The sequence below is a fragment of the Streptomyces albipurpureus genome (assembly GCF_023701525.1).
In the GTDB taxonomy this organism is placed as follows: domain Bacteria; phylum Actinomycetota; class Actinomycetes; order Streptomycetales; family Streptomycetaceae; genus Streptomyces; species Streptomyces albipurpureus.
Window position 1 is genome coordinate 95,688 of the sequence record NZ_JAMQAW010000104.1, and the last position, 21,079, is coordinate 116,766.

General features: G+C 67.2%; 18 protein-coding genes. 12 read left to right on the top strand and 6 right to left on the bottom strand.

What is annotated here, in order from left to right:
• Positions 1 to 308 precede the first annotated feature (308 nt).
• Genes pstC through pstB form a run of 3 tightly spaced genes read left to right on the top strand, consistent with a single transcriptional unit; the run spans position 309 to position 3,198 of the window.
• Positions 309 to 1,313, top strand: coding sequence for a phosphate ABC transporter permease subunit PstC (pstC, locus tag NBG84_RS39510; protein WP_250924564.1), 1,005 nt, complete (start codon positions 309 to 311; stop codon positions 1,311 to 1,313).
• Positions 1,310 to 2,395 carry a phosphate ABC transporter permease PstA gene (gene pstA / locus NBG84_RS39515; protein WP_250924565.1) on the top strand — a complete coding sequence of 362 codons (1,086 nt, stop codon included), beginning with the start codon at positions 1,310 to 1,312 and terminating at the stop codon, positions 2,393 to 2,395. The genes pstC and pstA overlap by 4 nt, the downstream gene beginning before the upstream one ends.
• A gap of 26 nt (positions 2,396 to 2,421) precedes the next feature.
• Positions 2,422 to 3,198, top strand: coding sequence for a phosphate ABC transporter ATP-binding protein PstB (pstB, locus tag NBG84_RS39520; protein WP_250924566.1), 777 nt, complete (start codon positions 2,422 to 2,424; stop codon positions 3,196 to 3,198).
• A gap of 377 nt (positions 3,199 to 3,575) precedes the next feature.
• Here the strand turns inward: pstB and NBG84_RS39525 are convergent, their stop codons facing one another.
• Both NBG84_RS39525 and NBG84_RS39530 read right to left on the bottom strand, forming a co-directional pair.
• A complete protein-coding gene (locus NBG84_RS39525) occupies positions 3,576 to 4,574 on the bottom strand; it encodes an inorganic phosphate transporter (protein WP_250924567.1) in 999 nt (332 codons plus the stop codon).
• 5 nt (positions 4,575 to 4,579) lie between these two features.
• Positions 4,580 to 5,200, bottom strand: a complete 621-nt coding sequence (locus NBG84_RS39530) for a DUF47 domain-containing protein (RefSeq protein ID WP_250924568.1) — start codon at positions 5,198 to 5,200, stop codon at positions 4,580 to 4,582.
• Positions 5,201 to 5,423: 223 nt separating this feature from the next.
• On the opposite strand from NBG84_RS39530, the gene NBG84_RS39535 reads away from it, so the two are divergent.
• Positions 5,424 to 5,774 (top strand): metal-sensitive transcriptional regulator, encoded by a 351-nt coding sequence (locus tag NBG84_RS39535; protein WP_250924569.1) that lies wholly within the window; start codon positions 5,424 to 5,426, stop codon positions 5,772 to 5,774.
• A gap of 367 nt (positions 5,775 to 6,141) precedes the next feature.
• On the opposite strand, the gene NBG84_RS39540 is transcribed toward NBG84_RS39535, so the two are convergent.
• Together NBG84_RS39540 and NBG84_RS39545 are read right to left on the bottom strand one after the other, a co-directional pair.
• The gene (locus NBG84_RS39540; RefSeq protein WP_250924590.1) at positions 6,142 to 6,312 is read right to left on the bottom strand and encodes a hypothetical protein; all 171 of its coding nucleotides are present in this window, start codon (positions 6,310 to 6,312) and stop codon (positions 6,142 to 6,144) included.
• An 81-nt stretch (positions 6,313 to 6,393) separates the two neighbouring features.
• A complete protein-coding gene (locus NBG84_RS39545; RefSeq protein ID WP_285368979.1) occupies positions 6,394 to 7,404 on the bottom strand; it encodes an SCO4651 family lipoprotein in 1,011 nt (336 codons plus the stop codon).
• A 579-nt stretch (positions 7,405 to 7,983) separates the two neighbouring features.
• On the opposite strand from NBG84_RS39545, the gene NBG84_RS39555 reads away from it, so the two are divergent.
• Entirely contained in the window at positions 7,984 to 9,567 is a 1,584-nt protein-coding gene (locus NBG84_RS39555; RefSeq protein WP_250924572.1) for an FAD-binding oxidoreductase, read from the top strand.
• 479 nt (positions 9,568 to 10,046) lie between these two features.
• Positions 10,047 to 10,412, top strand: a complete 366-nt coding sequence (locus NBG84_RS39560; protein ID WP_250924573.1) for a hypothetical protein — start codon at positions 10,047 to 10,049, stop codon at positions 10,410 to 10,412.
• Between the two features lie 165 nt (positions 10,413 to 10,577).
• Here the strand turns inward: NBG84_RS39560 and NBG84_RS39565 are convergent, their stop codons facing one another.
• Positions 10,578 to 11,360 (bottom strand): phosphatase PAP2 family protein, encoded by a 783-nt coding sequence (locus NBG84_RS39565; RefSeq protein ID WP_250924574.1) that lies wholly within the window; start codon positions 11,358 to 11,360, stop codon positions 10,578 to 10,580.
• 264 nt (positions 11,361 to 11,624) lie between these two features.
• Entirely contained in the window at positions 11,625 to 12,644 is a 1,020-nt protein-coding gene (locus tag NBG84_RS39570; RefSeq protein ID WP_308312164.1) for a C40 family peptidase, read from the bottom strand.
• Between the two features lie 799 nt (positions 12,645 to 13,443).
• Here NBG84_RS39570 and NBG84_RS39575 point away from each other — a divergent pair.
• From NBG84_RS39575 to NBG84_RS39600, 6 genes are all read left to right on the top strand, one after another.
• Entirely contained in the window at positions 13,444 to 13,752 is a 309-nt protein-coding gene (locus tag NBG84_RS39575) for a hypothetical protein (RefSeq protein ID WP_250924575.1), read from the top strand.
• Positions 13,753 to 14,010: 258 nt separating this feature from the next.
• On the top strand, positions 14,011 to 14,865 hold the full coding sequence (locus tag NBG84_RS39580; RefSeq protein WP_250924576.1) for a hypothetical protein: 855 nt from the start codon (positions 14,011 to 14,013) through the stop codon (positions 14,863 to 14,865).
• On the top strand, positions 14,855 to 16,159 hold the full coding sequence (locus NBG84_RS39585) for a hypothetical protein (RefSeq protein ID WP_250924577.1): 1,305 nt from the start codon (positions 14,855 to 14,857) through the stop codon (positions 16,157 to 16,159). The genes NBG84_RS39580 and NBG84_RS39585 overlap by 11 nt, the downstream gene beginning before the upstream one ends.
• Entirely contained in the window at positions 16,156 to 17,709 is a 1,554-nt protein-coding gene (locus NBG84_RS39590) for an SCO6880 family protein (RefSeq protein WP_250924578.1), read from the top strand. Before NBG84_RS39585 ends, NBG84_RS39590 begins: the two co-directional genes overlap by 4 nt.
• Positions 17,710 to 17,729: 20 nt before the next feature.
• Positions 17,730 to 19,139 (top strand): ATP-binding protein, encoded by a 1,410-nt coding sequence (locus tag NBG84_RS39595; RefSeq protein ID WP_285368995.1) that lies wholly within the window; start codon positions 17,730 to 17,732, stop codon positions 19,137 to 19,139.
• Between the two features lie 22 nt (positions 19,140 to 19,161).
• The gene (locus tag NBG84_RS39600; RefSeq protein WP_250924580.1) at positions 19,162 to 20,814 is read left to right on the top strand and encodes a P-loop NTPase family protein; all 1,653 of its coding nucleotides are present in this window, start codon (positions 19,162 to 19,164) and stop codon (positions 20,812 to 20,814) included.
• Positions 20,815 to 21,079: the final 265 nt, after the last annotated feature.

The window sequence follows — 21,079 nt, forward strand, 5'->3', positions numbered from 1 at the left end:
CGGCCAAAGCTCCTGGTTCCGGCCTTGGCTACCGGCCTCGGCTCAGGCCTTGGTTCCAGCGGCCGAAGGCGCCCCGAAAGGATCGGACCCCCGGGTTGGGGCGCCCCAGGCGCCAGGCGATCGAGTCGCTGTCGGTCTTCGAGACGACACCCGGCTCGGCCCCGACCTCAACCAAGCGTGATCGGCCGTCGCCCCGCCCCGGAGCGCGGCCCAGCCCCTGGACTCCACCGACTTCACCCACCCCATCCGGTGCACCGCCGCCAGGGGAGGCCCCACCCGGGGACTCCCCCACACAGACCGGAAAGACCATGGCATCAACCACACCCGTAGACGCACCTCCACCCCCCTCGCCCCCGACCCAGCCGCTCGACGCGAAGAGCGGCTCCACCGGACGTGCGGGCGACAAGATCTTCCTGGGCCTCTCCCGAGGCTCGGGCATCCTGCTGCTGGTGATCATGGCGTCGATCGCCGCGTTCCTCGCGTACCGCGCCAGCGTCGCCATCTCCCAGGACGAGGGCAACTTCCTCACCACCTTCGACTGGAACCCGGCCGGTAACCCGCCCGTCTTCGGCATCGCGGTCCTGCTCTTCGGCACCATCGTCAGCTCGCTGATCGCCATGGTGATCGCGGTACCGGTCGCGGTGGGCATCGCCCTGTTCATCTCGCACTACGCGCCGCGCCGACTCGCCGCACCGATCGCCTATGTGGTCGATCTCCTGGCCGCCGTACCGTCGATCATCTACGGCATCTGGGGCGCGCTCTTCCTCGTCCCGTACCTCGAAGGCCTCAACCTCTGGCTGGACGAGTTCTTCGGCTGGACGTACCTCTTCGAGAAGACCGAGATCGGGGTCGCCCGCTCGCTGTTCACCGTGGGCATCCTGCTCGCGATCATGATCCTGCCGATTGTGACCAGCGTCAGCCGGGAGGTCTTCCTCCAGGTCCCGAAGATCAACGAAGAGGCGGCACTGGCACTCGGCGCGACCCGCTGGGAGGTCATCCGAATGGCCGTACTGCCCTTCGGTCGTTCGGGAGTCATCTCCGCCTCGATGCTGGGACTCGGCAGGGCGCTCGGCGAGACGATGGCCGTGGCCACCGTCCTCTCCCCGAGTTTTGTGATCTCCCTGCATCTGCTCAACCCGGGCGGAGGCACCTTCGCCCAGAACATCGCGGCCAAGTTCGACGAGGCCAATGAGCTGGGACGAGACGCTCTGATCGCCTCCGGTCTGGTGCTCTTCATCCTGACCCTGCTGGTCAACGGCGCGGCACGGCTGATCATCGCCCGCCGCAAGGAGTATTCGGGGGCCAACGCATGAGCCGGACAGCGGTGCAGCACCAGCAGAACAAGCCCACCGACCCGACGCCTCCCCCAACGGACAGCCTGAGCGGACGGACACTGCCGCGCTGGGCCCCCCTGGGCTTCGCGGCGGGAGCGATCGCGCTGGGCTGTGGACTGGGGGCGGCAGCCGGCTGGCAGAGCGAGATCCAGTGGGGCCTGGTCTCCGCGATCTTCTTCGTCGTCCTCTCCTATGTGACGACCTCCCTGGTGGAGAACCGGCGACAGGCCAAGGACCGGCTGGCCACCAGCGTGGTCTGGGTCTGCTTCATCCTGGCCGTCGTACCCCTGTTCTCGCTGATCTGGGTGACCGTCAGCCGCGGTATCAAGGTCTTCGACGGCTACTTCCTCACCCACTCGATGGCCGGAGTCCCCGGCTTCGAGGCGGGCGGTGGTGTCTACCACGCCATCATCGGCACCCTGGAGCAGGTCGGACTGGCCACGCTGGTGTCCGTACCGATCGGACTGCTGACGGCGGTCTACCTCGTCGAGTACGGGGGTGGGGCGCTGGCCAAGGCCGTCACCTTCTTCGTCGATGTGATGACCGGCATCCCCTCGATCGTCGCGGGACTCTTCATCCTGTCGATCATGCTGCTGTTCGAACTCAGCCCGTCCGGGCTGATGGGCGCACTGGCACTGGCGATCCTGATGCTGCCGGTCGTGGTCCGCTCCACCGAGGAGATGCTCAAGCTCGTCCCGAACGAGCTGCGCGAGGCATCACTCGCACTGGGCGTGCCGAAGTGGCGAACGATCGTGAAGGTCGTCATCCCGACCGCGCTCGGCGGTATCACCACCGGTGTGATGCTCGCCATCGCGCGGATCGCGGGCGAGACCGCCCCGATCATGCTGCTGGTCTTCGGTAGTCAGCTGATCAACGCCAATCCCTTCGAAGGTGCGCAGTCCTCGCTCCCGTTCTACATCTGGGAGCAGTACCGAGTCGGCAGTGAGGCGTCCTACGACCGCGCCTGGGCCGCCGCCCTGGTCCTGATCGCCTTCGTCATGCTCCTCAACCTGGTGGCCCGCGGCATCGCCCGCTGGAAGGCACCGAAGACCGGCCGCTGAGCGGCCCACTGGAAGTGATCACAAAGATGGCCAAGCGCATCGACATCAGCGGACTGACCGCCTACTACGGCTCCCACAAAGCCATCGAGGACATCTCGATGACCGTGGAGCCCCGCTCGGTGACGGCATTCATCGGCCCGTCCGGCTGCGGCAAGTCCACCTTCCTGCGCACCCTGAACCGGATGCACGAGGTCACCCCCGGCGGCCGGGTCGAGGGCAAGGTGCTCCTCGACGACGAGAATCTGTACGGGGCACAGGTCGACCCGGTCGCGGTCCGCCGCACGGTCGGCATGGTCTTCCAACGCCCCAACCCCTTCCCCACCATGTCGATCTTCGACAATGTGGCGGCCGGCCTCCGGCTGAACGGCTCGTTCAAGAAGAGCCAGCTGCCGGACATCGTCGAGAAGTCCCTACGGGGCGCCAACCTCTGGAACGAGGTCAAGGACCGCCTCCACAAGCCGGGCTCGGGCCTCTCCGGCGGCCAGCAGCAGCGCCTGTGCATCGCCCGAGCGATCGCGGTCGAGCCCCAGGTACTCCTGATGGACGAACCCTGCTCGGCCCTGGACCCCATCTCCACCCTCGCGATCGAAGACCTGATCGGACAGCTGAAGGAGCGCTTCACGATCGTCATCGTGACGCACAACATGCAGCAGGCGGCCCGGGTCTCGGACCGGACGGCATTCTTCAATCTCTCCGCGGTGGGCCAGCCGGGGAGGCTCATCGAAATAGACGAAACCGAGCGCATCTTCGCCAACCCGTCGGTCCAGGCCACGGAGGACTACATCTCGGGCCGCTTCGGCTGACCACCGCTCCACCAGTTCGTCTCGCGGTGCTGCCTGGCGGTGCCACCGCAAGACACCGGGCCCGCCCTCTCCTCAGGGGGCGGGCCCACCTGTTTTCCCGGCGCCAGCCTGTTTGATGGGTGAGGGGTCTCTGGAGGCGTTGCTGTCCAGTGGGAGACACGAGAAAAGGTGGCTGACGGGCCGTCCACCAATCGCAGCCGGCCGCCCGGCCCGATGCCCCTTTACTGCGGCACACAGAGCAAGAGGATTGGGTAAGACATGATCAATAGCAGCAGCCGGACCAGAAGAGCCAAGTCAGGAGTACGGCCCGGTACCTCAGCCCTCAAGGCTCAGGTACCGAACTCCCCCACCCACCTGGTCGCCGATCCTCAGAATCCTCAGCCAAACACCAGATACACAACCCCGTAACTCAACGCGGCCACCGCACCAGCCGCCGGCATGGTGATGAACCACCCCAGGACGATGTTCTTCGCGACTCCCCAGCGAACCGCGTTCACCCGCTTTGTCGCCCCCACGCCCATGATCGCCGAAGTGATCACATGGGTCGTCGAGATCGGGGCGTGGAACAGGAACGCGGAGCCGAACATGATCGACGCTCCCGTGGTCTCCGCGGCGAATCCCTGTGGCGGGTCAAGCTCGATGATCTTGCGACCCAGGGTTCGCATGATCCGCCAGCCGCCCGCGTAGGTACCCAGCGAGAGCATCACCGCACAGGCGACCTTCACCCATGCCGGGATCGCGTCGCCCTGGTTCTCCACATCGGCGATGACCAGCGCCATCACCACGATGCCCATCGTCTTCTGGGCGTCCTGGAGGCCGTGGCCCAGCGCCATCGCGGCCGCCGATACGGTCTGCGCGATACGGAAACCGCGCTTCGCCTTGGAGGGGTTGGACTTACGGAAGATCCACATGATGGCGACCATCACCAGATAGCCGGCGACCAGCCCGACGATCGGCGAGATGAACATCGGGATGACGACCTTCTCCAGGACGCCCGACCAGATCACCTCCGTACCGCCGGCGAGTGCCGCTCCCACCATGCCGCCGAAGAGGGCGTGCGAGGAGGAGGACGGCAGGCCGAAGTACCAGGTGACCAGGTTCCAGACGATCGCGCCGAGCAACGCGGCGAAGAGGATGCCCATTCCCTTGCTGCCCTGCGGTGTGGCGATCAAGCCCTCACTGACCGTCTTGGCCACGCCCTGCCCGAGGAACGCTCCGGCCAGGTTCATCACGGCCGCCATGGCCAGCGCGGCGCGGGGTGTCAGCGCGCGGGTGGAGACCGAGGTCGCGATCGCGTTCGCGGAGTCGTGGAAGCCGTTGGTGTAGGTGAATCCGAGCGCGACACCAATGGTCACGATCAGAGCAAAGGTGTCCACGGGGTTCAGGACTCCTTGACCGCAATGGTCTCCACGGTGTTCGCGACGTGCTCGAAGGCGTCGGCCGCCTCCTCCAGCACATCCACGATCTGCTTGAGCTTGAGTACTTCCATCGCGTCGTACTTGCCGTTGAAGAGCTGGGCGAGGAGCTTGCGGTGGATCTGGTCGGCCTGGTTCTCCAGCCGGTTGACCTCGATCCAGTATTCGGTGAGGTTGTCCATGGTCCGCAGATGCGGCATCGCCTCGGCTGTCAGTTCCGCCGCCCGCGCCAGGACCTCAATTTGCTGCTCAACCCCCTTGGGCAGCTCCTGTACCTGGTACAGCACGACGAGGTCGACGGCCTCCTCCATGAAGTCCATGATGTCGTCGAGGGAGGACGCGAGCTTGTAGATGTCCTCACGGTCGAACGGCGTGATGAACGAGGAGTTCAATTGGTGGAAGATGGCATGGGTGGCGTCATCGCCCGCGTGCTCCGCCGCCCGCATGCGTTCCGCGATCTCGGCCCGGGAAGATGCATCGGCCCCGAGCAGTTCCATCAGGAGCTTGGAGCCCGTGACGATGTTGTCCGCGGACGCCGCGAACATCTCGTAGAAGCTCGTCTCCCTGGGGGTCAGACGAAAGCGCACGTGGGGTCCTCAGGGTGCTTTGGATTCGGACAGGCTGATGCTAGGCGCATTCTTCCGGCCACGGCCAACCATCGTTCCTCAGTGTCGCCCATCGGGCACAGTGATCAGCATGGGGCCCCGGCCGCACCCCCAGAGATTAGGTACCATATACCCACGAGGGGTATACGGCCCCGCTCAACACAGCAGTTTCCGGATAAGTACGGCAGGACTACGGGAGGACCCGATGACGACCACCGAGGCGGCAGGCCCCCCGGCCACCGACACCATCCCCGTCACAGATCACGATCGGGGCGTGCACGGCTACCACAAGCAGAAGGACGAGCACCTCAAGCGACTGCGCCGGATCGAGGGCCAGGTTCGCGGCCTTCAGCGGATGGTCGATGAGGATGTCTACTGCATCGACATACTCACTCAGGTCTCCGCCTCGACCAAGGCGCTCCAGTCCTTCGCGCTCCAACTGCTCGAAGAGCATCTGCGGCACTGCGTCGCCGATGCGGCGGTCAAGGGTGGCAGCGAGGTGGACGCCAAGGTCGAAGAGGCCACCAAGGCGATCGCCCGCCTGCTCCGCAGCTGATTCACCAAGAGCCTGGCCAGCACTCAGCCAGCCTCAACGGGCTCGCGACACGGAGCGTCTCGCTTCATGCGGTCGATCCGGTAGGGAGCCGGCGCGGTCCATGGCCCACCTGAATCGAGGCCGGCCGGTCCCGGTCGGCCAGTCCCGCTTGAACAGTCCCAGTTGAACAGTCCCGGTTGAACAGTCCCGGTCGAACAGCCTCTCAGCCGCTTCGACCGCATCGGCCTCCGTGGCAGCCGTCTCATCCAAGACGCTTCCACATCGATGCGTGCACAGGGTCGATGAGCACACACAGACGGTGGACGGCATGCAGTGACGGCGGACGGTGTGCAGGTCGGGGCGCACCGTCACCCCGACCCGCGAGCGATCACCCCTGGTGGGAGGACCGCTCGACCGCCACCTTCAGCACCTCGTCGATACGGTCCGAACTGAGCCGCTCCCCATCGGCGGCCGAAGCCGCGATGATCAACTCGCCGCACAGCTCGATCTCGGCGAGGGCCACGTGGTCCTGGACCAATGTCGTACTGGGCGGAGCCACGTGCATTCACCTCTTCCTGCCGGTACCGGCTTCCTAGCGTAGGGAGTGATGCACACACTGCGCATGGCACGTCCGGACCATTTAGCCCCTGATCCTCCCGGCATAAATGTCGCGTTCGGCCGGCAGCCGCACGGCCACCCGCGCCCCGAACCCATGCAGCATGGTCGTCGAGGTGACCATGACCGTTCCGCTCCCATTGGCGAAGGCGAAGCGGTGACGCACCTTCCGCATCCGTCCCTCGTCATCGACGAAGACGTCGAAAGCCACCAGATCCCTGGCAAACCCATTCGCCGCCGCCGCCAGTGACGCCCGCGCGGGGGGCCGAGCGACACGCGCCGCCCGCTCGATGTCGGCGATTCCCCGATAGTGACGCACGCTCCCGCCGTCCATGGTCCGCTCACCCACATACGTCACATCCCGCGCCCCCCGCAGCAGCTCGGCCGCAGCCAACGGATCGGTCGCCCCGCCCGTGACCAGATTCCCATCGCCCAGGGCGGCCGTGTCGATGCGCACCCACTTGTCGGCAGGCACTCCGGCACCACGGTTCTTCATGTACAGCGCCCCCGGAGCCATCAGCTCAATCACCGGACGGTTTTCCTCCGCACCCGCGAGGTCCTCGGGAAGGGTGACCGTGAGCCGCCCCATCCCCCGGGCGAAGTCATAGCCGCCCTCCCCCCTGAGGGTCACCCGGGTACCCCCGGTGACGGTCTCCATGGAGGTGCGCGCCCAAGCACTACGCGCCGCCAGCAGTACATCAGCAGCGGACCGCACGACATCAGCCGCCGAGCGACCAGAGGGCGCCTTCTCCCCGGGCGCCACACCCTGCCGCATCGCATCGGCCGGCGCCTTGCCGTCCCTCGCCTGGTCGGCGGGATCATCGACCTCCGCGTCCGCCCGGGACCCGTTCGGCGCTGTCTGACCCCCGCCGAGCTGCCCCTGAGCGCTCTCGAACCCCGGACGTTGATCTGCGGCCACGCCACCCACCGCCCCGGTGTTCTCGCCTACTGAGCAACCACCGGAGGCGGTCACCACCCCCAGCACCACGACGGCCGCGACCAGCCCGCCCCTATGCCCGTGCTGTCGCACCACCATCGCTGCTAACCCCCAACAACCGGAACTACCGCTTCTGCTTCTGGAGAACGCTGGAGAGCGTTCACGAGAGGCCTCCGCCCGTCTCGCCTAACGAGTGCCAGGGCCCGCCGTCACGCGAAGCGGACGGCCTAGACGCCCCCGACACCGCGCCCTACGCCCCCAGTACCGTGGTCAGGTGATTCCGCAAGACCTCCCGGACAACGAGTCGGCGCCCCATCGGCCGACCACCACCGAACGCGGCTCCTTCACGCTGGCCCACTGCCCATGCGGCTGGAGTGGACCGGCCCGACGCTCACGCGAGCGCGCTCGTACGGACGCCAGCTCGCATACCTCACCCTCCGCCACGACGACCGGCTAGCAGAGAGCCGAGAGCGGGCCGGCCGGCGCTGGCCACCCGGGCCCGGACCCGTACGACCACAGACGACGCCCCACCGGTTCGACGACGAAGCGCCTCCGCATCCGGGACATCCCGGGAGATCTGGTGACATCGGAGAAGTCAGCAGCCCAAGGCCTGGTGACATATCGCCCGACGACCGGAACACTCAGCCCCCAACACAGTCCTGCCCCGGGGGAGGCCAGATGGACCGGCGTGCGTTGCTCACATCAACCGCCGCCCTCACCGCTACCGCGGCCTGCTCCAAACCCACGGCCACGCCCGGCGGCGATGGGACCTCGCCCCGGAGCACATCGCCCGGCACCGCCGCACCCCCGAGTCCCCCACCGGCCAGGACACCGCCCCCCTCCCGCGCGGCCCACGACTGGAAGGCACTGGCGACCGGCCTCGACGGGCGTCTGATAGGCCCCAAGGACGCCGACTACCCGACCGCACGCCAACTCTTCAACACCCGGTTCGACGACCAGCGGCCCGCCGCCGTCGCCTATGTCACCGGTGAGGCGGACGTCCAGGAGTGCCTGGCCTACGCCAGGGCCCACCGCACCCCCGTATCGATCCGCAACGGCGGCCATTCCTACGCGGGCACCTCCTCGGGCAACGGCCGCCTCGTGATCGACGTATCCGCCCTGAACCGCGTCTCGTCAGACGGTGCCCTGGGCGCTGGCGCGAAGCTCATCGAGGTGTATGACGCGCTTGGCAGAACCGGCCGCACCATCCCCGCCGGGTCCTGCCCCTCCGTCGGCATCTCCGGCCTCGCCCTCGGCGGCGGACACGGTGTCGCATCGCGGGCCTACGGACTGACCTGCGACAGCCTCACGGCCGCCACCATCGTGACCGCCGACGGAAGGGTGCTGACCGCGTCCGCCCAGCAGGAGAAGGAGCTTTTCTGGGCGCTACGCGGCGCGGGCAACGGCAATTTCGGTGTGGTGACGGCCTTCCGCTTCCGCACCCGCCCGGCCCCACCCGTCGTACTGGGCTATCTCAACTGGCCCTGGTCAAAGGCCGCCGCGGTGTTGGCGACCTGGCAGCGCTGGGGCCCCGACCAACCGGACGCGATCTGGTCGTCGATGCGGCTGACGGCGGGACCCGGCGGCGGCAGGCCCACCTGTTCGGTGTCGCTGCTCTCGTTCGCGACCGAGGGCGAGACCCAGAACGCCGTCGACCGGCTCATGGATGACGTGGGTTCCCCGGCCACCTCGGTCTCCCTGCGCCGGCGCACCTATCACGACGCGATGCTCGGGTACGCGGGCTGCTCGACGTTCAGTACCCGGCAGTGCCACCTCCCGGGCACCCTTCCAGGGCGCACGGCACAGGGCGCGCTCCGACGCGCCACGTACACGGCCGCCTCCGACTTCTTCCACCGGGAGATGCCCTCGGGGGGTATCCGCACGCTACTCATCGCGGTCGAGCGGTTCACCCGGCTTCCAGCCGGTCAGGGCGAGGGCTCCATCGCCCTGACCGCGCTCGGCGGCGCGATCAACCGGGTCCAGCCGCTGGCGACCGCGTTCGTCCATCGCCGCTCCCGCGTGCTGGCCCAGTACAACGCCGCCTGGCGGGCCGGCACCCCGGGCCGGGCCGAACGGTCCTGGTTGCAGCAGACGCATGGGGTGATGCGACGCTACGCGTCCGGGGAGGCGTATCAGAACTACGCGGACCCCACGCTCGCGAACTGGCGGCGGGCGTACTACGGGGCTGCGGCGGAGCGCCTCACGACGCTGAAGCGGCGGTATGACCCCGACCGCCTCTTCGACTTCCCACAGGCGCTGTAGTCCGGCGTACGGGCGAACGGGTGCAACATCCCCCGGACGGCGGCATCCGGATGGCCGCGATGGCCTCGGGGCGGTGCCCTGGTCCTACGGGGTCTTCCCGACCCGGTGGTTCGGGTAGATCCCGGCGGTTCTGACGGATCTCAGTGGCTCAAGCAGGTCCCGGTGGTTCTGACGGATCTCAGTGGTTCAAGCAGGTCCCGGTGGTGCAGGCAGATCCCGGCGGTTCGGGCAGACAAGGCAACCGCGCCAGCTCTGTGCCTGCGCTGCGCGGATGTGCTCGGTACCTGCTCGCGCTTGGACGGCCGCTCGTGCCCCAGGCGGCCCGCTCGCACCGGACTTGCTGGGGGTCGCCAGGTTTTCGAGCCCCCAAGCGACCCGCTGAAGTCCGTTGGTCCGCCGTTCCGGCACTCCTTCAGTTCGCCCAGTTCCGCCAGCCACCATCCCGGGCTCCGGTATCCCATCCAGCGAGGACGCCAGCAATGAACCGTTCCCCCAGCCGCTTCGGCCGAATAGCCGCCTTCACCGCGACCACGGCACTCACCGTCGCCCTCCCCCTCTGCGGCTCCGCCGCCGCCCCATCGACCCGGGGGCCAGCCTCCAACGGCCAGACCGATCTGGCCTCCAGCGGACCGGTCACCACTGAACCGGTTTCGATCACCGGGGCCTCCGGCCCCCTCGTATCCGCACAGCCGCCCACCACCGGGGTAGCGCTGCCCAGCGCCTCCAAGCCGGACGGGCCCATCGAAAGCTCACTCTCCGTCGCCGCCACGGGAGCGATAGCCGGGGCGGCGACCGTGATGATCGTGCGCCGCCATCAACGCCGCAGCCGCAACAGTCGGCGCTGACCCCCGGCCCCGCGACGACCCGCCCGCCCCGTCCTGGCCGGATGCGATTCGCCGGCGGACCAGCCGCAGAAACGAGCAACGGCCACCGCTCAGCCGGGCGATCGGGCATATCGCGATGACCGTTTCCGACCGGGCCCATGCGCCCGCCGGATATCGGGGCGGCCCTTAGGCCGCGAGGTCCTTCTCGCCGGTCCCCTCGGCCCGGGGCTCGGGGATGCCGAGCGGCGTCGCCCGTCCGCCGTCCCGGTCGAGGACCTGGGAACGGACGAGCCATCCGGCACGCGATCCGGCGATCGCCGCGACCAGCGGGGTCAGCAGGGCCATCGCGAGCGGAGCGAGCAGCAGGGTGGCGGCCGTGCCGAGGGCGAATCCGCCGATCACATCCGAGGGGTAGTGGACACCCATGTAGACGCGGAGGAAACCCTCGGTGAGAGCGAGACCGAGCGCGGCGTACCCGAGTGCGCGATGGGCGAGGAAGATCCCGACGGCGATCGCCATGGCCATCGTGGAGTGATCGCTGACGAACGAGTAGTCGGTCTTACCGAGGACGAGGACTTCCAGGCCCTTGTGGTCGACAAAGGGTCTCGGCCGCTCGACAAAACCGCGGATGGGAATGTTGATGACGATCGCAACCGCCGCGGCCAGGGGTGCCCAGGCCAGAGCGGCGACAGCCGTGACGGAATCCTCGGCGCTTCCGCGGCGGCGAACGCTCCACCAACTCCAGAGCCCGACGGCGACCAGACCGAACATGATCCCGTACTCGCCGACGAATCCCATGATGCGGTCGAACCAGGGCGGGGCGGCTTTGGAGAGGTTGTTGATGTCATAGAGGAGGCTGACATCGGGACCCGTCCCATTTCCCGCTTCCGCGAGGGAGAACCTCGTGTCCGCGCTGGGGAGTCCCGTCCTTGGCTCCGCGAGGGGAATCCCCGATGCGAGTCCAGACATCTGCTGCGGCCCCTGCCTTCTGTTGCCCTGTAGTGCCCTGTCCACCGCGGCGCACACCGAGGTGCACCGCTTCTGCCACCCCCGTGATCAGTGTCATGTGACTGCTGCATGGTCAGCGCGGTTGCTCAGTCCAGGGAACGACCTATTGCTCATGGACGTTCCATACTCCACCGAAAGATCACCATGACGTTACCGAAGAGAGACACATAGCCGCAGCTCAGGGCCTTGGCTTAGTGGAGGGTTCCGGCCATGCAGAAGCCCGCGTCAGGCCGTCGGGGGGTGTGTTGGAAGCGATTTCGCGCCGTCCTCGGTGACCCGGGTCGCGCCAAAGTAGTCCGGGGTGTCGATTTTGTCGAAACGAATCACGGCACCAGGACGTGGCGCATTGATCATGTATCCGCCACCCACATAGATCCCGACATGGCGGATGGCCCGCGAATTGGTCAAGTCATCGGAGAAGAAGACCAGGTCACCGGGGAGCAGTTCATCGCGTGATGGGTGGGGTCCGGCGTTGTACTGGTCGTTGGCCACCCGAGGCAATTCAATGTTGACCGTACGATAAGCGGCCTGGGTAAGACCGGAGCAGTCGAAGCGCCCATCCTGCTCGGGGGTGCCGTTGCCGCCCCACAGGTACTTCTTACCGAGTTGCTGCTGCGAGAACTCAATGGCCCCCGCGGCTTGACGCGAGGGATCAACCCGCCCGACAGGCCGGGCGAAACTCTTCTCCAGGGTGCGGATGACCTTCACATAGTTCTGCGTCTCCTTGTACGGGGGTACCCCCCGGTACTTGATGACGGCATAGGGCCCGGCGTTGTACGCGGCGAGCATGTTGTTGGTGGAGTCACCGCCGGCCTTCTTCACGTATCCGGCCAGCGCGCAGTCATAGCTCGCGGCGGACGGAATCGCGTCGGCCGGGTCCCAGACGTCCCTGTCCCCGTCCTTGTCCCCGTCGACGCCGTGCGTAGCCCAGGTGCCGGGAATGAACTGCGCGATGCCCTGCGCGGCTGCGGGGCTCTGCGCCCGGGGGTTCCAACCACTCTCCTGGTAGAGCTGGGCCGCGAGCAGGGCGGGGTTGATCGCGGGGCAGAGATTGCCCCAGGTCTGCACCAGCGCCTGGTACCGCGCGGGCACAGCGCCCTTGGCCAGCCCCACGGCGCCGGACTTCCCGTTGGCGCCACCGCCGAAGAGGCCGGAGGAGGCCGAGTAGGTCCCCACGAACAGCAGCGCGACAAACGCAAGGCAGGCTCCCATGGACGCCCCCGCGACCAGCCAGGCCTTACGCACCGTCAACCACCCTTCACCCCATGGGAGTACACCCTGCGCCAGTGTAGGCGGCGACGCGGCGTTTCAGGAGATGGTCTAGGGGGGTGGTACACGGGGTGTTGGCCCACCGGAAACATCCGTCGCGATGACGGACCGTCACCACGACTCCGGGGACGCCAGGCACCACCACCGCGCCATCCCCTCCTTCCGCCCACGCCCCTCGCCCACCCACGTCGGAGCCTCCGCATCTCCTTCGGCTGGCGATCTGGACGCCGCCACTCCGCCGGGCCGACAGCTCCTGGCTACGCGGCGGGGGAAGGATCGTCACCCGCCCTCGACGGCATCCACGTCCCGATGACGGCAGGGGAGCTCATCCTGATATGCCGTCACAGCGACCACTCCTTGCAACTTGCCACCATGAGCAACAGCTTGTCCGCAGCGGCGGCAGCCTCGTCGCCGTAGGGAGGTTTCGGAGCGGCCACCACCGGCCTCGCGCACCATCGGGACAGACGGGGCGCAGGTAGCACCAAAGTGGACAGTGCGCGTCCGAAACGTGAGGAGCACCCCAAAGGTGGAACAACGACAGTCATTGCCCGGAGTCACGCTCCGTGATACACAGAGTGACGGTACGGGCTCCTCGCAGTGAACTGGTCCCCTTCACCGCAGGTCAGGGCGGGTTGGATCGGTCATACGTGCGGAGATCGGGTAAAGAGACCCCCCAAGTCGGCATACGAGGGCGGTTTCATCAGCGAAGATAGAGCGATGACCCATGCCGACGGGCACGGGCGGCGAACAACCCGACAGGGGCGGTGACTTACACATGATCCTGGCAGCCGAAAAGGGCGACATCAACACCATCATCGGCGGAATCGCTCCAGATTGGGGACCCTTCGGGGGCCTGGGCAATGAGGCCCGGGTGATGATCGAGGTAGTGATGGCCGTGGCCATCTTGCTCTGCCTGGGCATCGCGATCTGGGGTGCGGCCAAACAGCGCATCGGCGCGACCGCACTACGCGACACCTTCAGCGCGGAGCAAGGGAAGGGGCTGATTGTCGCCGGCCTGACCGGCGTCTTCATCATCGGGTCCCTGGGGACCGTCTTCACCATCGTGTACGGGATGGCCGTCTGACCCGTTCCACTCCCGTTCCCACCACACCCGACCCCACCTCATCGCACCCCATTCCTTCCCTCTCCGCAGAGGTTGCGTCTCCCTGATGTCGAGTCACCACACCGCGCCCACGCGGAACCCAGCGCGACTACCGTCGTCGTACGACACGGAGCACGACTCGGATGACGACAGGCAGTGCGGCACGGAGTCGGCCTCCGCGGATCTGCACACGGTTGAGGGAGGGCGTCTCCCCCAGCGGAGCGAGGGGACGGGCACAAGATGAGCCACGGGGACGAACACGGCTACCGCGGCGACCCCGGCAGCCATACCGACGACGATTTCGGCGGCATGGGCCAGACCCGCACCCGGCTACCGGGCACGGACGCCGACGAGTACGGCGCGGCCCGCCGTCCTGCCCGCAGCTCCCGCTCGCTGATCATGGTGGTCGGGGTCGTGGTCCTGCTGATCGCGGCCATCGCCTTCGCCAACCAAGGCGGCGGAGACGACGACGAACCGGGCGCCTCCTCCAAGGGCACCGGCTCCCAGCCGACATCGGCGACGGGCGTGACCCCCGTAAAAGGCAAGTCGATGGGCATCCCCACCGGCCACTCCCGCGATGAACAGGGCGCCCAGAGCGCGGCGGCGAACTACGCCGTGGCACTGGGTTCTGACGGGATGTACAACCAACTGGCCCGCAACGGCATCGTGGACACGGTGTACGCCCCTGAAGTGGCAAAGGCGCGCAGAGACGACCTGGACAAGGTGTACTCCGACGAAAAGTTCCTCAGCGGCATCGGGTTGAAGGCGGACGGCACACCGCCCGATGGAATGACCTTCGTGACGCGAACCAACCCCATGGGCGCGAAGGTGGACAGCTTCAGCGACAGCGCGGCCCGGGTCTCAGTCTGGTACTCCGAACTTTTCGGACTTGCCGGCGAATCCTCCAAGACCCCGGTGACCCAGAGCTGGTACACGAACACGTTCGACCTGAAGTGGATCAACGGTGACTGGAAGGTCACCAACTTCACGCAGAAGGACGGCCCCGTACCGGTAGGCCGCGATCAGACCGCTTCCGGCGCCAAGGAGATGGCCGATGCCGTCGAACAGTTCGGAGGGTTCACCTATGCCCGCTAATCGCCGACGTATCGTCTCCGTCGCTGCCGCGTTCGCTGGTGCCCAGACTGCGGCAGTCCTCCTCGCCTCCCGAGCAGTCGCAGCGCCGACCCCCAGCCCTACGCCGAGCCCCAGCAAGAGCAATGAGTCCTGCGAGTTGGTACGCGGTCCCGCGCGTGACTTCTGCGACAACGGCGAATCAGGAGGCGCTCGTCGAAGTAGTCCCCTCGACGACCCCGCCAACGCCGCCGACCCCCTCTCCGCCCTCGCCCGCGGCTGCGCCGACGCCGCCGCCTGGACCGTCGACACCCTCTCCAAAGCCGTGAAGTCCACCGCGACCGTCGACTTCACCAACACCACGTTCCTCTCCCAGTACGCCATCGTCTTCGCCGCCGCCACGATCCTCACGCTGATCCTCTGGCTACTCGCCGTCGCCAAACGCGCCATCCGTGGCGTCCCCCTGATGACCGCCATCTCCGAAGCCATCGGTTTCCTCTGGCTCACGGTCCTCGCCTCGGCCTTCACCCCGCTGATCCTCTACACCTTGGTCTCCGCCACCGACGGCATCACCGACGTCATCGCGGGCGGCACCAGCAGAGACACCGATGTGTTCTTCGGAACCTTCTCGGAAGCCCTCAAGAAGGGCACCGACATCGGCGGCGGGCCGATCATGCTGATCGTGGTCTCCCTCGTCACGATCGTGGCCGCCGGCGTCCTCTACCTGGAACTCTTCATCCGCGCGATCCTGCTGTACGTCGGCGCCCTGCTCGGCGTCGTCGTCTACTCGGGGCTCGTGGACAAGAACATGTGGGGCAATGTCCGCCGCTGGGTCGGCATCATGATCGCGATCATTCTGGTCAAACCAGTCATTGTGATCGTCCTGGGCCTCGCGGGCGCGCTCTCAGCCGATGACGGGCCGGACTCCTTCTCCGCCGTGGTCTCCGGACTCGCGATCATCATCCTGGCCATCGTCGCCTCCGCGATGATCTACCGCTTCGTCCCCGGCTTCGGCGATGAGATCGCGGCCTCCCGCAACAACCGCCTCCAAGGCGGCGTCGAGAACCGCGCAGCCGCCGTCATCAGCTCCCCCGCCGCCCTGGTCTCCCAGGGCATCAAGACCCATAGCGCCCGCGGTAACGGCGGCGAGAACAGCAGCGCCGCCCGCCCCGCCAACCCTGTCGGCGGTGGCATGGCCGCCCATGGCAACCGTTCCGGCGGAGGGTCCGGCAGCGCCGCACCGCCGCCGCGTAGCGCGCCTCCCGGCACCGCTACCCCGCACAGCAACCGCAAGAGCACAGGAGGTGCAGGGCGTTGAGCACCCAGGCCCACCCCATCACGCCCCGCCGTACGTATCTCATCGGTCGAGCTCGGCCGAATGCGATCATCGGCAAGAACCGTGAGACCGGCGAGATCGCACTGATCATCGCCGGCGCGTTCCTCGGCATGATGAGCGGGCTGCTGGTCCCCATGCTCACCCTGCGGATCGTGCTGCTGATGGGCTTCCCACTGCTCGCGCTGGCCGCGGTGTACGTCCCGTACAAGCACCGGACCTTCTACAAGTGGTTCGAGATCAACCGGAGCTTCAAGCGGACCGTCCGCGCCAACACCGTCTACCGTTCCGCCGCCGCGGAGGCCGGCACCCGGATGGACGGCCGCGAGGTCGAGATCGGGCCGCCGCCCGGCATCGGCCGGATCAACTGGCTCGCCGCTCCCTTCGGCCCCGATGAGATCGCCGTCCTCCTGCACGCCGATCGCCGTACGGTCACCGCGGCCATCGAGATCGAGGGCCCGGGCGTCGGACTGCGTGACAGTGAGGATCAGGAAGCACTCGTCGACCGCTTCGGCACCCTGCTGAAGCACGTCGCCAACGGCGATGGCTTTGTGACCCGTATCCAGATGCTCGCGCGCACCCTCCCCGCCGACCCCGACGCCCACGCCAAGGACGTCGCTCAGCGCGGTGACATCCACTCCCCGGTCTGGCTGCGCGACTCCTACGACCAGCTCCAGTCGATGGTCTCCACCTCCAGCGAGCAGCACCGCGCGTACCTCGTCGCCTGTATGCACTACACCCGCGACCTCGCCGCCGAAGCGCACGCGATGGCCCGTGCCGCCCGCGCGGCCACCAAGTCCCGCAAGTTGGACAAGGACGCCGGGCTCGCGGTCGTCATGGCCCGTGAGCTCACCGATATCTGCGCCCGTCTCGCCGAAGCCGACATCCGGGTACGCCAGCCGCTCGGCCAGAGCCGACTCGCCTCCCTCGTCCACTCCATGTACGACCCCGACCACCCCATCGACCACATCCAGGCCATGTCCAAGCGCAATGCCTGGCCCGCCGAACTCGACGCCATGGAGCCCACCTTCCTCCAGGCCAAGACCCGCGAGTCCTCCACCCGCGCTCCGTGGTGTCACGCCACCGCCTGGGTGAAGGAGTGGCCGATGACCCCGGTCGGCGTGAACTTCCTCGCGCCGCTCCTGGTCCACACACCCGATGTGATTCGTACGGTCGCCGTCACCATGGACCTCGAACCCACCGAAGTGGCCATCGAACGCATGCTCACCGAGAAGACCAACGACGAGGCCGACGCCAGCCGAGCGGCCAAGATGAACCGCACGGTCGACCCACGGGACATCGCCGCCCACGGCCGACTCGACCAGCGGGGTGAAGATCTCGCCAGCGGTGCGGCGGGGGTCAACCTGGTCGGGTACATCACTGTGTCGTCCCGTTCGCCCGAGACCCTGGCCAGGGACAAGCGAACGATCAGAGCCTCGGCCGGTAAGTCGTACCTCAAGCTGGAGTGGTGCGACCGCGAGCACCACCGGGCCTTTGTGAACACCTTGCCGTTCGCGACCGGCATTCGGCGTTAGGGGCCCTTGTGCGAGATCCGATGACCGTCCTCACCGAGGCATTCACCGCCTTCGTCCTGGGGAAGGTGGAGACCACGCGGATGCCCGTACGCACCTCCACCGGGCAGGCCCAGGCCGTCTATCTGCCGACCGCTGCCCCTGGCCTCGGTGACTCGGGTGTGATCATCGGCCGTGAGGTCTACAGCGGGAAGGGCTACATCTACGACCCGTTCCAGCTGTACGGGCAACAGCTCCCGGCCCCTCACTGGCTCGTACTCGGCGAATCCGGCAATGGGAAGTCAGCGCTGGAGAAGACCTACGTCCTACGCCAACTCCGCTTCCGCGACCGCCAGGTCGTGGTGCTCGACGCCCAGGGCGAGGACGGTGTCGGCGAATGGAACCTCATCGCCCAGGAGCTGGGAATAACCCCTATCCGGCTCGACCCGATGACCGCCATGGACGACGGCATCCGGCTGAACCCGCTCGACCCCGCGATCACCTCGACCGGTCAGCTCGCCCTGCTGCGCACGATCATCGAGGTCGCCATGGGCCACGGTCTGGACGAACGCTCCGGCTTCGCCCTGAAGGTCGCCCACGCCTATGTCCGGGAGACCATCACCACCCGCCAGCCGGTCCTCACCGACATCGTCGAACAGCTACGCCATCCCGAAGCGGAGTCGGCAGAGGCGATGAATGTCGACATAGACGATGTACGCGCCTGGGGACTCGATGTCGCCCTCGTACTGGACCGCCTTGTCGATGGTGACCTCAGGGGCATGTTCGACGGCCCGACCACCGTCGGCATCGACCTCGACGCCCCGCTGATCGTCTTCGACCTCTCACACATCGACCGCAACTCCATCGCCATGCCCATCCTGATGGCGATCGTGGGGGTGTGGCTGGAGCACACCTGGATTCGCCCAGACCGGAAGAAACGCATCTTCCTGGTGGAAGAGGCCTGGCACATCATCAATTCGCCCTTTGTCGCGCAACTCTTCCAGCGGCTCCTCAAGTTCGGTCGACGGCTCGGTCTCTCCTTCGTCGCCGTCGTCCACCATCTCTCCGATGTCGTCGACGGCGCGGCGGCCCGGGAGGCGGCGGCCATCCTCAAGATGGCCTCCACCCGCACGATCTACGCCCAGAAGGCCGATGAGGCCAGAGCGACCGGCCAGGTACTCGGCCTACCTCGCTGGGCAGTGGAGATCATTCCGACCCTCACTCCCGGCATCGCGGTCTGGGACGTCAACGGGAACGTCCAGGTGGTCAAGCATCTGATCACCGAGGCGGAACGTCCGCTGGTCTTCACCGACCGTGCCATGACCGAGTCCTCTGGCCCGATCCTTCCGGAGGATCTGCAAGCCGCGGAGTGGGAGACGGAACAGCGAGCAGCCCTCATCGACCAACAGCGCTTCAACGGGTCGGCCGAGTCCTCAGAGTCAACTGTCGCCTGAGGTCCGCAGGTGAAGGAGTGAGATGAGGGAACACCAACAGCCCCGCGAACGGACCGGTGGAGTCCCTGACGGTCTCCTGGTGGGCCTGATCGGTCTTCTCTTCGGTTCACTGGTGATGGCCTGGACGGCCACCGGTCTGGCCGGCCTCTTCGCCCATGGGTCCTGGCCCACCCAGGTGACCTTCAAGAACACCCCGGGGGCCCTGCGCTCCCTGATCTCCGCCCCGCAAGACCTCTCCGCGGCCTGGCCAGCGACCCCTCAAGGCGAGCTCTCGGGGTACGGAATGTTCTGGGGCATCCTGATCGGCGAGCTGATGGTGCTGGCCGTGCTGGCGATCTTCGCCGTGGGCACCTTGGCCCGGTGGAAGTCGGTACGGGCAGCAGCTCGCTCGGGGCGGCCTCTTGCGGAGCAGACCGCAGATCCGACGCACCAGCACCCGCCCGTACCGGGACAGGGGGTTGAGCGCTCCCCTCGGGAGGCCGTCACCGGCCCGACCCATGGTGTCTGGGACCCTTACGGCCCCTCCACACCGACGGCAAGCGCCCCTCCAGAACCCCAGCACCCTCAGCCGGGAACTCCACCGGGATCTGCCGGCCAGCAGGTCACTCCGATGGCTTCGCCGGCGACCAGCCCCCCGCCTGCCCTTTCCGTTTCGCCTTCCGTTTCCGTGCCTCCGCTCTTCGTGCCTCCCCCTTCGGCGGCTTCACTTCCGACGTCTTCGCTGATGGCACCCATCGTCGTCCCCGCACCGCGTGCCCAGCGTCTGATCTATGGCGATGCAGACACCCGGCGTCCCACCGCGGTCCAGAGCATCCTGGACGCGGCAGGTCCCGCACTCGTGATCACATCCGAGCCCGGCGTCTGGGCCGAGACCAAGGACGCCCGGTCCAAGCTCGGACCGGTCCATGTCTATGACCCGGGCCACCTCTGTGACACTCCGGCCCGCCTCCACTGGTCTCCGATCGCGCGCTGTGAGGACGCCGCTGTCGCTGCCGACAGGGCCACGGCCCTACTGGCGCCCGTGCGGCCGCGCGCGATCATCGACACGGCGATGGCCGACACCGCCGAGACCCTGTTGCGTTGCTGGTTGCATGCGGCAGCCGTGGACAACCGCCCGTTCAAACAGGTCCATCGCTGGGCCCAGGGCGGCGGTATCCAGGAGGCGGTACGTATCCTCCGTACGCATCCCAAAGCCGCGGCGGGCCTGGCCGGTCTCTTGGAGTCAGCGCTCACAGCGCATCCAGAACGCCGGGAGATCGCCCAGCAGTTGACCGCTCGGGCTCTCTCGGCGCTCTCTGCGGTACATATCCGCGAGGCTTGCACACCGAATCGAAATGATGCCCTCGCCTTGGAATCATTCGTAAACGAAGGGGGAACCCTCTATCTGGTGGGGGAACCCATCGAGGATCCCCGCTCCCAGCCTGGAGCGATGCCATTGCTGACAGCACTGGCCTCAGACGTGGTCGAGCACGGCCGCCGCATGGCCGCACGGTCATCCGCCGGCCGGCTCGACCCACCAATGACGCTGGTCCTCGATGATGTGGCAGCCGTAGCTCCCCTTCCGCGCCTTCCGGAGCTGCTGGCGAGCGGCCAGGACCAGGGCATGCCGACCCTGGTCCTCCTTCGCTCGGCAGAGCAGGCCCGCGCCCGCTGGTCGCAGCCCCTGCCCCAGTAGCAAGCACAGAGTCCGGGTAAAGGTCGTGTCGTCTGCCGTCTTGGGTCATGGGCACGATTCCCCTACCCGCTACCCGTGAAATACCGGGCGGGCCCCATGGAATACAAGGCAGGAAAAAAGTGGGGGCCTCTACGTGTTGAACGCAGAAATATGTCTTGAACGCAGAAATGCCTCAACCCCCGCACCGATGGTGCGGGGGTTGAGGCTAAAGATTGTTCGGCGGTGTCCTACTCTCCCACAGGGTCCCCCCTGCAGTACCATCGGC